Origin of the sequence: Soonwooa sp. (assembly GCF_030151385.1) — a bacterium.
Taxonomy (GTDB): Bacteria; Bacteroidota; Bacteroidia; order Flavobacteriales; family Weeksellaceae; genus Soonwooa.
On record NZ_JASLDS010000045.1, the window covers coordinates 1 to 13342 of the forward strand.

The window sequence follows — 13342 nt, forward strand, 5'->3', positions numbered from 1 at the left end:
AGTAAAAATGTCTATTCATAACAAAATTGTTGAACAAGCCATCACTTTTGATGATGTTCTTCTCATCCCTTCTTACTCAGAAGTTTTACCGAATCAGGTATCTTTAAAATCTAGACTTACAGACAAAATCACGCTTAATGCTCCAATCGTTTCTGCAGCGATGGACACTGTGACAGAAGCAGATTTAGCAATTGCTTTAGCAAGAGTTGGCGGTTTAGGATTTATCCACAAAAATATGACGATCGCTGAGCAGGCTGCACAAGTTAATCGTGTAAAACGTTCAGAAAACGGCATGATTTCCGATCCTGTAACCTTGTCAAAAGACCATACTTTGGGACAAGCTAAAGATTTGATGTCAAAATACAAAATCTCTGGACTTCCTGTTGTTGACGCTGACGGAATCTTGATTGGAATTATCACAAACCGTGATGTTAAATATCAGGAAAACCTTGACATGAAAGTCGCTGAGATCATGACAAGCGAAAACCTTATCACGTCTGATAAAAATACGAACTTAGAAAAAGCTAAAGAAATTCTTCTTAAAAATCGTGTTGAAAAATTACCGATTGTTGACAAGAAAAATAAATTGGTTGGTCTGATTACCATTAAAGATATCGACAATCAAATGGAATATCCCAATGCTAACAAAGACGAAAACGGTCGCCTAATTGTTGGTGCTGGTGTTGGTGTTGGCGAAGATACTATGGATCGCGTTAAAGCACTTGTTGCTGCAGGCGTTGACATTGTTGCGATTGATTCGGCACACGGTCATTCTAAAGGTGTTCTTGACAAAATTTCTGAAATTAAAAAAGCTTATCCTAACCTAGACATCGTTGGTGGAAACATCGTAACTGCCGAAGCTGCAAAAGATTTGATAAAAGCTGGCGCTAATGTTCTTAAAGTTGGAGTTGGTCCCGGATCGATTTGTACAACACGTGTTGTAGCTGGTGTTGGTGTTCCTCAACTTTCTGCAATCTATAATGTGTACGAATATGCTAAAAAGAAAAATGTTGCCGTTATTGCGGATGGAGGCATCAAGCTTTCTGGTGATATCGTAAAAGCGATTGCTAGTGGAGCAAGTGCTGTAATGTTGGGTTCTCTTTTGGCAGGAACTGAAGAAGCACCTGGTGAAGAAATTATCTTCCAAGGTAGAACTTTCAAATCTTATCAAGGTATGGGAAGTCTTTCTGCAATGAAACGTGGCGGTAAGGAGCGTTACTTCCAAAGTGAAGCTAAAAAATTCGTACCAGAAGGTATCGAGGGACGTGTACCTTACAAAGGAAAATTGGAAGATGTTATTTTCCAATTAACTGGTGGTCTTCGTGCTGGTATGGGATATTGTGGTGCTAAAGATATTGAAACTTTACAAAAAGAGTCTAAAATGGTAATGATTACAGGAAGTGGTCTTAAAGAATCACATCCTCACGATGTTATCATCACACAAGAAGCGCCTAACTATTCTTTATAAACTAAAGATTTAGATAAAACAATTAAGCTGTCCTCTGTGGCAGCTTTTTTTTGTTATTAAACTTTTTTAAAAGTGAAATTTGATTTAAAGTAAAACTTATTTCTGTAATTTTAAACTTTATAAAACTGCTGGTTTTACTTTCTTTAAAAAGCCCAAATCAAAACTATTTTTGAAATTATGTTTAAAATAAAAGCTTATTTTCTTATTGCATTTTTGTTATTATTAGTTGGTTGTGACATAATGCCTACGAGCTATCCTACATACAGACCCAATTCGGGAACAAGTTCATCTGTTAATGAAAGCCGAGAGTTTGCAGAACTTATTGCAAAAGACCAAATCAATAAAAAAGATGAAACAGCACAGGTCCTCACCTATTTGCTTAACAATTCGGATCCCAAGGACAAACAAACAGCTGCGGTTATTACCAACACTTCGAGTTGTGATATCATTGTAAGATTGATACAATCGGGAACAAACAAAGTTTACAACTTGCCCGTTTCTAAAAATACCAAAAATCAATTCGTTATCGATAAAGGGAATTATACTTTGAAGTCCAACGTTTGTGGTGCACAATACTATTCTCAAAAAAACATTTCGGATGCACTTGTAATAAGTTTAGGCACGAAGTAATTTTTTACTTTTTGAAATTAAAGACTGATACTAGGCGATAAATTTCTGTGTACATAATCTGTTTCCAAAACTACTAATTCAAGAAAAATTAAAGAAAATTTGCACAGAGAATTTATAGCAACAAAAAATCCGACTCAGCGAGCTGAGTCGGATTTACTTTTTTGAAAAGAAATACTATTCTTGAAATTCAGAATCGTCTTTATCGAGATCTCGTTCAAAAACCTTCAATCGATGTTTGCTACTCATATCGCCTTTGGCAATTTTTTCTTTAGCATAAACTTTAAAAGAATGTTCGGTCTTTTCTAAAAGATAATCATAAGGACCAACATTGGAAATTAGCTTAATCAACACTGGCGAAATCTCGAGACAAATAAACATGCCCATAATAAAACTCGCTGCCAAAGCAATGATTGCTGAGTTTTTCCCCAACTCATCCAAAGCCTGTAATCGCGCGGCAAAACCATTGAATTTGTCTTCAAAAGTTTCGGTACTTTTACGTTCGGTTTCAAGGTTGGTGTAGACTTTAGAAATTTCTTTATCGAGATACTCCAAACGCGGCGCGACTTGTTTTTGATAATTTTCTAAATCTTGTCGGCGTTGCTCTTTTAGTTCGGCTTTACGTTTAGCATTAGGACCATAACCTTCTTTACCGCTGGTAAGTCCAGTTTTGGTACCAAGAATTTCCTTTTCCAATTCTACCGCTGCCGAATCATAAGAAATTCTGTAAGCTGCAATTTTATCATTAATCTGCTTTTTCTCGGTATCAAATGGTCCAGATTGTTGCAAAATTCTGCCGTTCATTTCGGCTTGCAATTGTTTTTTATTCCGTTGAATAATCGTGTTAAGTTGCTTGTTGACTTCCTTTTCAAAAATCTTAAGTTCCAAAGGTTTTGCAATGATAATGCCTAGAAAAGTTGCCAAAGCCAAACGCGGCAAAGTCATCAACAATTGATGCCACCAACCGACAGTTTTCTTAATCGACGATACAATATAACGGTCGAGATTAAAAATCATTAAACCCCACAATAGTCCAAATCCAGCAGCAACCCAATAATCATCAAATACCGTAAAAATGGCATATCCTGCAGACAAGGTTGCAAAGATTGCAGTAAACAAAACGATACCACCAATACCCGCAAACTTGTTCCATTCCGAAGGCGTTTTCTTCAAAATATGAATATTGCCTCCCGAGCATAATATTAAAAAATGTTGTAATCCATTCATTGTTAAATCAGTTATTTAGTTCACTATTTGTCAGCACATTCTTTATTTTGTTACAAATAGTAATAGGCTTAACCAAGTAGCGAAAAATATGCCAAGACTTTTAATCTTATTTTTAAATTTATCAATGACTTTTCAACAAGCATTCGAAATACTTATTAATAAAGAAAATTTGAAAAAGTTAGGATCAAAAATTATTTCTCAAGAACGAGATATTGATCGGGAGATTTCAGCGCAAGTATTTTGCCTTGCTGATCTTTGATTTGTGTTGTACTTTTTGGTGCAAAAGCATTAATAGAACTAGCATCTTGATAAAATTTATTCTTATCAATCGCATATCTATAATGTTTGTTTAGAACTTGGAAACTATTGACATCTGCATTTTCAATCTTACTAATTTGCATTCCGCCACTCGTCGGTCGATAATAATAAACATTGTTTTTATCTTTTGCATACCACGAATCCCCAATCTGTTCAAAACTATATGCATCAATATCTTGCGAAATCACAGCATTAAAATATTCCACATCTTGCAGCTTCCCATTGACCTCTTTTTGTGCAAAAGTTTTTTCAAACAGGACACCAGTTTTATCTTTATAAAATTGATTTTTGATGTGCATTAGTGCTAGACTATCCGCCAATGCATATTCTACTGGATTCGTTTTTAATTTGGTATCCTTAGGTTTTGACAAAGAAATACTATCGTCTCCTTGTTTTTTAGAACACCCAACAATTAAAACCAAGAACAAAAATTTCAAACTTTTCATTGAAAACTAGGATTCAGTTTTATTCGCCAAATCGTCCTCAACAGGGACAATGATGCTATTTTCTTGGTCGCGTAATCGCTTTTCGGCATTCCATTTTGCAAACTTCGACGGTTTTATCGAGTGGCCTTTCATGTAGGCATAGACTTTTGTAAACTCTGCGCCGAAGAAAATAATTTGACAACTATAATTAACCCACATCATAATAAGAATAACTGTTCCAGCAGCACCAAAAACCGAGGTCGGCTTGGACAGATCAAAATACATGCTCAACAACATTTTACCAATATTGAATAGCAAAGCGGTTACCACAGCGCCCATCCACACAGACTTCCACGAGATTTCGACATCGGGCAAAACCTTGAACATAAAAGCAAACAACAAAGTCACCACCAAAAATCCCATAATAAAGTTGGAAACCTGCATCAAGATATAAGTTTCGATACCGAAATAATGCGTGATAAGATTATTTGCTAAACCCAACAACGAGGATAACACCATACTGATCAACAACAAAAAAGCAATCACCAAAATCATCCCCAACGAGTTGGCGCGATCCAACAAAAATTTTTGCCAAGCCCGCTTTGGTGCAGATTCGATGTCCCAAAGTTGATTAAGCGAAGTTTGCATTTGGAAAAACAAAGTCGTCGCACCATAGATTAAAGTCCCGACACCCAAAGCCTTCATCCAGATATTTTGTCGATCAATTACAGCACTGGTAATAATACTTTCGATACTTCCTGCAACATCTTTGCCCATAATCCCACGAAACTGTGCAGTAATCTCACCGCGAATGGCTTCTTCACCAAAAAAATTTCCCGCCACCCAAATCACAATAATCAGCAATCCAGGAAGCGAGAAAATCGCATAATAAGCAATACTCGCACTATCTTTGCTCGCAGACGACTTCATCCACTCGCTGCTGCTTTGTTTCAAAACATTCCAAAAGTCCGAGATTAGCTTTATCATATTTTAGTCTTTATACCAACCAGAATATTTCACGTAGTTGTCGGCAATTCTGTTAATCTCGCCCTCAATCAACTGTTGCGAAACATCTTTCACTTTTTTAGCAGGCACACCAGCCCAGATTTCGCCTTCCCCAATATGTGTATTTGCAGTAACAACCGCACCTGCAGCAATAATCGAATTACTTTCTACAATGCAATCGTCCATCACAATCGCACCCATCCCAATCAACACATTATCCTTCAGCGTACAACCGTGCACAATCGCGTTATGACCGATGGACACGTTATTTCCAATAACCGTCGGACACTTTTGATAAGTACAATGCACCATCGCGTTATCCTGTATATTCACTTTGTTGCCAATCTTTATCGAGTTAACATCACCACGAATCACCGCATTGTACCACACGCTGCAATCTCTCCCCATTTCTACATCGCCAACAATCGTCGCCGTCTCCGCCAACCATGTGTTCTCTCCCAATTTGGGCGTCTTTCCTAGAAGTTCTCTAACTATTGCCATTTCTTAATTTTATAATTTTACTTTTATTAATAACATTTTTTTAGAAGCCATTTCAAGTCATCATTTTTTTAGGAGCTATTTCCCGCTGTCCGCACTCGCTTTTGCAAGCCAAAACAAAGGCCAAATTTTTGCAAAGAGCTCAAACAAATGCTCCCATCGGGGCTAGAAATTCCGCATCCGTAGAAAAATAACCTTTATAGAAAAAATCAAACAATACATAAAGTCTTATTCTTCAAGCATTCATAGATTTTTAGGCTTATTGTCCATTTTTTTCTTCCACCAAATTACGATATTTTTGCATAAGAAAAATCCAGTCTATGAGACAAATTTTAATAGAACCAACAGAAAACCCTAAAGTCCTAAAGTTTGTAGCAGATTACAACCTTATCCCAGGCTCTTTAGAACTCGATAGAGATTCCGACATTTCGGAAATCCCATTAGCGCAAGAATTGTTCAACTATCCTTTTGTTAACCGTATTTTTATCACGGCTAACTTTATCGCAGTTGCCAAAGAAGACATTGTAGAATGGGAACATATTGCCGAAAGTCTTAAAAACGTTATCGAAGACGAACTTCTTGCCAATCCAAGAATCTACCTGCAAAAGAAAAAAGAATTGTACCAAATCTATTCTGAAATGACGCCTAATCCAAATGTTATGAAATTCGTTTCTAACAAAATGCTTATGGACGGCTTTTTAGAATGCAAAAATGTACAAGACGCAGAGTTTGTTCCTTTAGCAAAAGCACTTTTCGAGGAATTCGATTTTGTAAAAGAAGTCTTTATCAGCGACAACTTTGTTGCAGTGACCAAAGATAACCAATACGAGTGGCATCAGATTATGACACAAGTCCGCTCCAAAGTGGCGGATTATCTACAAGGTGGTGGCGAAATCTCTAATGTAGAACCGCATCCACACGAAAATCCTGTTCAAAAAATTCTTAACAGAGATTATACTGACAACGAGCAAAAAATCAGCGACATCCTTATGGAATACGTGGCACCAGCCGTTGAAAATGATGGTGGAAAAATCTCTCTTATGGAATATGATGAAAGCAACAAAACGGCTAAAATGCTTCTGCAAGGAGCTTGTAGCGGATGTCCGTCATCAACAGCAACGCTTAAAAACGGTATCGAAAATATTTTAAAACAATTTGTTCCTGACTTAGTAGACAAAGTTGAAGCAGTCAACGGATAATCTTTTAAATATATTTGCAAACCTTTTAATACAAAAAATTGAATACCAATACTACTCAACCAAAAGCCAACAAAAAAGGAATCCTCCTCGTTAATCTAGGTTCGCCAAAGTCAACTTCTGTTGCAGATGTCAAAGACTATCTCGACGAGTTTTTGATGGACGAACGTGTTATCGATTATCGCTGGATTGGTCGTGCGCTTTTGGTGCAAGGTATTATCCTGAAAACACGTCCTGCAAAATCTGCCGAAGCCTACAAAACGGTTTGGACAGAGCAAGGTTCACCTTTGATTGTCATAACAGAACAAATCAAAGAAAAGCTTCAAAAGCAGGTTGATGTTCCTGTAGAAATCGGAATGCGATATGCAGAACCTAGCATCGAAACTGGTATTCAAAAACTGGTTGACCAAGGCATTTCGGAGATTGTTTTGTTTCCTTTGTATCCGCAATATGCGATGAGTACGACAGAAACGGTTATCGAAAAAGCAGAAAGCGTTCGCAAGAAAAAATTTCCGAATGTAAAAATCAATTACATTCAGCCGTTTTATAATCGTGAAGATTATGTAACTTGTTTAGCAGAAAGTATTCGTGAAAAATTGCCGACTAATTTTGATGCCTTGCAGTTTTCTTACCACGGTGTTCCAGAAAGACATCTTTATAAAACCGACCCTTCTAACACATGCAAAATTGATGATGCCAACTGCATCAACAGCCAAGTAGAAACGCACAATGCTTATTGCTACAGACACCAATGTTACAAAACAACCGAACTGGTGATTGAAAAATTGGGTATTCCGAAAGAGAAAGTGATTGTAAGTTTCCAATCGCGTTTGGGAAAAGACAAATGGGTTGAGCCTTACACCGATGAGACTTTCGAAAGCATTCCTAAAAAGGGAATTAAAAACATTGCGGTAGTTTGTCCAGCTTTCGTGTCCGATTGTTTGGAAACTTTGGAAGAAATCTCGGTGGAGGGAAAAGAAGAATTCTTACATGCTGGTGGCGAAAATTTCCATTACATACCTTGTCTTAATGACGAAGACCAGTGGATTAATGTTGTTAAAACTTTGTGTGAAGAAAAACTTAATCAATTTTATTTGGTTTAAAAAAAAAGTAAACTTAGTATATAAAAACCTCAGAAATTCTGAGGTTTTTTCGTTTTGTTAAATAGCATTAAAAACAAAAATATTATCTTCGAAAAGCTAAAACACTTATATGAAAAATTATTTAATACTTCTATCGATATTTTGTTTAGCATTATTTAATAGTCAAAATCGTTACGAAGCTTTTGCGAAAAATTGGCAATATGGTATTGTCGACACCAAAGACCTGAGTGAGTATCTAGCACCAACTTATACCAAAATAGATTTCCACTTCAAAGATTATTTAGCTTTGCAAACAGGCGCAAAAACTGATTTCTATTCTAAAACTACAGCCGAAAAATTTAGTTTAACAGACCAAGAACAAGACGCAATAAAACTTAACAACCGAAATTATTTTCATTATCAAGATGCGACATCCTCTTATCTAATTCCTGAAAAAGTCTCGGAGCGAATAAAGCTTAGCAAAAAATATAATAGTTTTAGAAGATTCAATACTTTTGTTATTGCTTCGTTTGACAAAGGATTTGACATCTACGACAGCAACCTAAAACTCATCAAAAATATTCCCGCTCCTTACAATTATTTCAACTATTTCAAAGTTAAAGGAAATCAAGATTTAGAGCCTTTAATGCTTTTCTATGGCGACAAAACAATTGAAATCTATGACAACCAAATGAAACTTTTGGGCAATTACAAGTCCACAGAAAAATCTGAGGAAACGGTCTTGTCGATAATTAAAAAAGATTTTGAAGTGACACTTGTTCCGCCACCAACTGTGATAAGTCCTGTAGCAGCTGAAAATTGGATTTCCAAAATTGATGGTGATAAAACTACAATCCAAAATACAATGTCGCCAAATAAACAATTTAGTTTGAAAGGACGCTATCAAGCAAGATTTGCAATTTCTGAGGATTGGATTAGCCTCGAGGAAGTCAACTATCTGCAAAGCTTCCAGTTTGAAGTCGATTTTAAAAACAAAAAATTTATTCTACCTCAAAAATACATCGACGAACTAGATTTAAAATTTGATTAAAATAAGTTTTTGAAAAATTTTAGAACAAAACAATTATCTTTCATAACGATAAAAACACAAAAATGAAACAACTAATACAACTGACATTCTTATTTGTTTTCAGCATTTTATTTTCGCAAAATCGCTATGCCGCTTTTGCTCACAACAGAACTTACGGCATTGTAGACACCACCAATCAGACAGAATTTTTGGCGCCAACCTATCAAGATGTTAATTTCTTTTTTACTGATTTTTTAGCGATGAACAAAGAGAGAGCAACCGATTTTTACTCCAAGCAAACAGGAGAAAAGTTTCCAATGATAGCAACATTTACTGGAGGCATCAAAATTGGCGACAAAACTTACATTCATTATAAAGACCAGAATTTCAGTTATTTAATTCCAGAACATTTTGCAGAACGAATTAAGCTTCCGAAGAAATATGAAAATTTAAGTGAAAATAAAGATTTCATCATTGGTGAATTAGGAAATAGCTATGATATACTTGACTTAAAATCTCTAAAAATCACTAAAACGATAAACGCTTCGGCATATTGGTCAGGTATTTTTGACAATCAAAAAACCGCCAAGACGGAAGGTCTATTGATATTCTATGGCAAAGGAACAATCGATGTCTACACCGACAATCTAAAGCTTTTAAAAACTTATAAATCATCCGAAAAATCACGAGAAAAAGTACTTGATTTTATTAAAAAAGACTTCGTTGAACGACAGACTAAATACATGAACGAAACCGTAACGGCGGGCATACCAACTTGGGATTATAAAAGCTCGGACAGCATAACCAAAGTGTGGCAATACCGACAACCAAAAAAATCTTTCACTGTTGCAGGAAAATGTCACGCATCCTATGTAGGTGGAGAAAACTGGGTCGAAATACAAGTTTTGGACAAGTTTCAAAGCTTCCAATTCGAGGTCGATTTCGACCACAAAAAGTTTTTAATTCCTCAAAAATATATTGACTTCATGGACTTGAAGTTTGATTAATTTCATTTAATTTGCAAAACACTCAACAAAAAAATAGTTTTATGAAATTTATAACGACAATAACAATATTAGCAGCAAGCACTTTTTTCTCACTTGTTAATGCGCAATACAAAAAAGTATATAGCTATGACAAGGAGCAGGCGGGCTGGGCTAAAGTAAAAACAATTGGTGGCACTTTTGGTTTTATTGATAAAAACAAAAAGGTTGTAGTGCAACCAGTTTATGCTAAAATTGGTAAGTTTAATGAATATAAGCAAGGTTGGGCTTTGGTTAAAAACATATCTGATGGTTATGGTTTTATCGATAATACAGGAAAAGAAGTGGTTCCCGCAACTTATACTTTAGAAGAATTGAAAACAAAATACAACAAGAAGTAATTGTTGCATCTAAAAAAATCCCTCTTTCTGAGGGATTTTTTATTTAATACTCAAACTCTGCGACAAGTATTCCGTTGTTGTTGCCACCTTCGCCTTTCTTATCACTTTGGAAAACTACTATTTTTCGTTCTTGTTTTCCAGAAGCATAGTTTAGAAATATTTCTGCCATCAATGTCGTTGGTCCAGAAATAGAAGCTTGCTGCTCACCGTAGAAGTCAGTTTCGATTTTATATTTGCCTTTAATTGCCTTTTTAAGAATAAATTGTTCAGGACCAAATCCTCCCATAAAATCGTCACTTAACCTGCCTCCAACGGCTGTATTTTTATTAGAATACATGCACTTTTCACCACTAGGATCCGTTACCCAAAGGTCGATATCGGTATTATCTTTGTTCCAGTTAAGAACCACACGAATATTGACTGGAAGTTCTGCAATCAATTTTGGATTGATATCTTTAGGATTGGCTTTACGATGGTTGATTAACTCATTCAGTTCCATCAAAACAGTTTCCTCGATTTCAAAATCTCTGTCCGCTATCTCCTCAGTATAATCATTAGTAAAAACCTTATACAATTGCGCCAAAGCTTCTTGATATTGCCCATCATCTTCCAACGCTAAAGCGTAATCTCTATAACTTTGAGGATCCATAGGTCGCCACTCCAAAATCTTTTTGGCTATAAAAACAGATTTATCATTAATACCTTGTTTTTTCAATTGGTAAAGAACAAGTTTGTACAATTCTTCATTTTCTAAATCCAAGTCTGTGATAGAACTCAAAACCCTTAGACCAAGTTCTTTTTCCTTAAGATTAAATAATAGATTAGCAACATCAAAATAATAACTTGGAGTCTCCGCAAAGGATTTTCGTAGCTTAAGATACTCTTGATAAATTAATTTGGCAGAATTCAAATTCTGAAAATACTTCATATATTCTGCAGTAGATTTGACATCAATTGTTTTAATGTTTGCTTTAATTTCGTCGGCAGAATTTGTAATTGTAAGTCCTGCCACATGTCCTTCTAAAGCTTGTACTGTCGAAACATTAGCAGAATTAACCACTTCATAACTTGCAACAGAATAACTTGCAGTTTTTCTAGAAATACCAGAAGCCGTTACTACAACCGATTCAATATCTTTTGTCTGTACAGAGTCTATTTTTGGCCGCGATTCATTTGCAACAGGGACAGCAACATCAGGGACAACGACAATACTTGGAACATCCGCTGGCACTTCTTTAGCATTGACTTTCGGATATTTTTTTACTCGGCTAAAATCTGTATTCCACCATTCCTTTAAACTTTGTAAAGTTTCTTCCGCACGCTTCATAATATCAACACGTCTTTCAGTCATTTCGTTTCGCTTGTTTTTAATAATCTCATCATAATTTTTGCGAAGCTCTGCTGGTGGAACAATGCTGTATTTCACATAGTCATCAAGGCTTTCCAAAACAATCAAACTTGTATTGCTGGTCACAATTCCGAACTGCTTTCCAAGATTTCTAATTTCATCGGCATTTTCTTTTGGCTGAAGTTCGAGATCTTCAATTTTATTTTGCGCCCAAACCTGTGCTATATTCCAATTGCTGGTTGCATTTTTTTCAAAATCTAAATCGACTACTTTCTCTTCCGAAACTTGATTATCATAACCAAAAAGAAGCACTACTTTAGTATTTTTCGTGTTTGAAATCCCCACTATATTAATGTTGTTACCAACATTTTTCCCTGAACTAGGATACAATTCCGAGATTGAAGAATTTGGTTTTATCCCTAAAAATTTCAAATTGGTTTTTAGCACTTTATTTAATTCTACATTAACATCGTTGCTTGCCAAGTTGATAAATTCGCCGCCCGTTTTTCGACTAATAAATTGAAGTTGCGAGAAATTGGAAGTCACATTAGAAGTCACGCAAAATGTAGGTTTCGTCAAATTCATTTTTAAATCACCAAAACCAGAAATACCATCTGTAAAGAACAAATACTCATCTACTTCAATATTTTTGAGTTGGCTAAAATCAGTTCCACCATCATATTGAATTGTTGATAGATATTGTTTTAATTCAGAAAAATTGCCATTCGAAATCTGGAAGTCTTTTGCATTTTCCCATTTGTTATTTAGTAGAACCAACTTCAGCTTAACATTTCGGTTGGTATTAAAATAAGCTTCCAAAAATTTCAGTTCTTTCTCCAAGTTTCTTTTGGACATACTCAGAGAATTATCCCAGATTAATCCAAGCGTTTTTGGAAGCGTTCGCGCTTTAGTAATCGGTTGCATCGGGACATTCAGTAAGAAATAATAACTCCCAGAAGCAGCTTGGCTAATTAGTTTTCCTTTTAGGTCTTGATCCAAATAAACCTTTAAATTGTCTTTGGTCTTAAAATTAGTTTTAGAAATCTCCGCCGTCCACGCGTTTCCTTGTTTAACAAAATTAAAATCGCCATCAGGACGTTGTTCCAAAGTCGGTATTTGAACTTCATCAAAAACTTGAACTTTTAAATCAAACTTAGGAATTACAACATCTTTTGAGAAAACATAGTTGTAAAATAATTGTCCATTTTCAGACTTTAGATTCTCATTGAATTGTACTTGCACCATCCTCGTTCCGTTTGCTGGAATAGGATAAATACGTGTTCTAAAGCTATTTTCAACTTTTTCAATAATTCCGGGATCCACTTTGCGCCGTTCTACACTTTCAAAAACCTCTTTTGCTTTAGCTTTTTCAACAGGCACAGCATCACGCAACTTTCCGTTGACATCCAAAGCAAATCCGCTAATACTAATCCCTTCGGGCAAGGGAAACGTAAGACGACCTTCCAACACCCGATTAGAATTATTTTTGAAAGTCATAGTCACAATTGTGTTCGCGAGATTACCGACAATTTTAGTTTGAACATCCAATTTGTCTAGGCTCACAAGCTTATCAGAAGTACTTTTTCCGCGCTCATTTAAGATTTCCATTTTAGCAATCTGAGCAAATGAAAAAAAACTGCATAAAAAAGCCAGAAACAAAAAAATATTTTTTCTCATACAATCCGTTTTAGTGTTTCATAAAAATAAGAAAGTCCGAGCAAAAAACTCAGACTT

The 13342-nt window shown here is 35.6% G+C and carries 12 protein-coding genes; 7 read left to right on the plus strand and 5 right to left on the minus strand.

Annotated features, from left to right (window positions below):
• Positions 1 to 7: 7 nt before the first annotated feature.
• Both guaB and Q1V95_RS07570 read left to right on the plus strand, forming a co-directional pair.
• Complete coding sequence (guaB, locus tag Q1V95_RS07565) at positions 8 to 1468, plus strand: IMP dehydrogenase (protein WP_300672591.1); 1461 nt, start codon at positions 8 to 10, stop codon at positions 1466 to 1468.
• Between the two features lie 177 nt (positions 1469 to 1645).
• A complete protein-coding gene (locus Q1V95_RS07570) occupies positions 1646 to 2098 on the plus strand; it encodes a DUF6759 domain-containing protein (protein ID WP_300672338.1) in 453 nt (150 codons plus the stop codon).
• Between the two features lie 174 nt (positions 2099 to 2272).
• On the opposite strand, the gene Q1V95_RS07575 is transcribed toward Q1V95_RS07570, so the two are convergent.
• The 4 genes from Q1V95_RS07575 to Q1V95_RS07590 all read right to left on the minus strand — a co-directional run bounded on the left by Q1V95_RS07575 (position 2273) and on the right by Q1V95_RS07590 (position 5571).
• Positions 2273 to 3322 (minus strand): DUF4407 domain-containing protein, encoded by a 1050-nt coding sequence (locus Q1V95_RS07575; RefSeq protein WP_300672340.1) that lies wholly within the window; start codon positions 3320 to 3322, stop codon positions 2273 to 2275.
• Positions 3323 to 3513: 191 nt separating this feature from the next.
• Positions 3514 to 4086, minus strand: a complete 573-nt coding sequence (locus Q1V95_RS07580) for a DKNYY domain-containing protein (protein ID WP_300672342.1) — start codon at positions 4084 to 4086, stop codon at positions 3514 to 3516.
• Positions 4087 to 4092: 6 nt separating this feature from the next.
• Positions 4093 to 5052: a YihY/virulence factor BrkB family protein gene (locus tag Q1V95_RS07585; protein ID WP_300672344.1), complete on the minus strand. Its 960-nt coding sequence runs from the start codon at positions 5050 to 5052 to the stop codon at positions 4093 to 4095.
• Between the two features lie 3 nt (positions 5053 to 5055).
• Entirely contained in the window at positions 5056 to 5571 is a 516-nt protein-coding gene (locus Q1V95_RS07590) for a gamma carbonic anhydrase family protein (RefSeq protein ID WP_300672346.1), read from the minus strand.
• Between the two features lie 317 nt (positions 5572 to 5888).
• On the opposite strand from Q1V95_RS07590, the gene Q1V95_RS07595 reads away from it, so the two are divergent.
• From Q1V95_RS07595 to Q1V95_RS07615, 5 genes are all read left to right on the plus strand, one after another.
• Positions 5889 to 6767, plus strand: a complete 879-nt coding sequence (locus tag Q1V95_RS07595; protein WP_300672348.1) for a NifU family protein — start codon at positions 5889 to 5891, stop codon at positions 6765 to 6767.
• 38 nt (positions 6768 to 6805) lie between these two features.
• Positions 6806 to 7867 (plus strand): ferrochelatase, encoded by a 1062-nt coding sequence (hemH, locus tag Q1V95_RS07600; protein ID WP_300672350.1) that lies wholly within the window; start codon positions 6806 to 6808, stop codon positions 7865 to 7867.
• Between the two features lie 109 nt (positions 7868 to 7976).
• A complete protein-coding gene (locus Q1V95_RS07605; protein WP_300672352.1) occupies positions 7977 to 8897 on the plus strand; it encodes a hypothetical protein in 921 nt (306 codons plus the stop codon).
• A 62-nt stretch (positions 8898 to 8959) separates the two neighbouring features.
• Positions 8960 to 9883 (plus strand): hypothetical protein, encoded by a 924-nt coding sequence (locus Q1V95_RS07610; protein WP_300672354.1) that lies wholly within the window; start codon positions 8960 to 8962, stop codon positions 9881 to 9883.
• 41 nt (positions 9884 to 9924) lie between these two features.
• Positions 9925 to 10260, plus strand: coding sequence for a WG repeat-containing protein (locus Q1V95_RS07615; RefSeq protein WP_300672356.1), 336 nt, complete (start codon positions 9925 to 9927; stop codon positions 10258 to 10260).
• Between the two features lie 43 nt (positions 10261 to 10303).
• On the opposite strand, the gene Q1V95_RS07620 is transcribed toward Q1V95_RS07615, so the two are convergent.
• The gene (locus Q1V95_RS07620; RefSeq protein WP_300672357.1) at positions 10304 to 13216 is read right to left on the minus strand and encodes a VIT domain-containing protein; all 2913 of its coding nucleotides are present in this window, start codon (positions 13214 to 13216) and stop codon (positions 10304 to 10306) included.
• Positions 13217 to 13342: the final 126 nt, after the last annotated feature.

Coding starts and splice junctions, on each gene's coding strand:
- Q1V95_RS07605 (WP_300672352.1), top strand. CDS start 7,977: ATGAAAAATTATTTAATACTTCTATCGATATTTTGTTTAGCATTATTT.
- Q1V95_RS07580 (WP_300672342.1), bottom strand. CDS start 4,086: ATGAAAAGTTTGAAATTTTTGTTCTTGGTTTTAATTGTTGGGTGTTCT.
- Q1V95_RS07610 (WP_300672354.1), top strand. CDS start 8,960: ATGAAACAACTAATACAACTGACATTCTTATTTGTTTTCAGCATTTTA.
- Q1V95_RS07585 (WP_300672344.1), bottom strand. CDS start 5,052: ATGATAAAGCTAATCTCGGACTTTTGGAATGTTTTGAAACAAAGCAGC.
- guaB (WP_300672591.1), top strand. CDS start 8: ATGTCTATTCATAACAAAATTGTTGAACAAGCCATCACTTTTGATGAT.
- Q1V95_RS07575 (WP_300672340.1), bottom strand. CDS start 3,322: ATGAATGGATTACAACATTTTTTAATATTATGCTCGGGAGGCAATATT.
- Q1V95_RS07590 (WP_300672346.1), bottom strand. CDS start 5,571: ATGGCAATAGTTAGAGAACTTCTAGGAAAGACGCCCAAATTGGGAGAG.
- Q1V95_RS07615 (WP_300672356.1), top strand. CDS start 9,925: ATGAAATTTATAACGACAATAACAATATTAGCAGCAAGCACTTTTTTC.
- Q1V95_RS07570 (WP_300672338.1), top strand. CDS start 1,646: ATGTTTAAAATAAAAGCTTATTTTCTTATTGCATTTTTGTTATTATTA.
- Q1V95_RS07595 (WP_300672348.1), top strand. CDS start 5,889: ATGAGACAAATTTTAATAGAACCAACAGAAAACCCTAAAGTCCTAAAG.
- Q1V95_RS07620 (WP_300672357.1), bottom strand. CDS start 13,216: ATGGAAATCTTAAATGAGCGCGGAAAAAGTACTTCTGATAAGCTTGTG.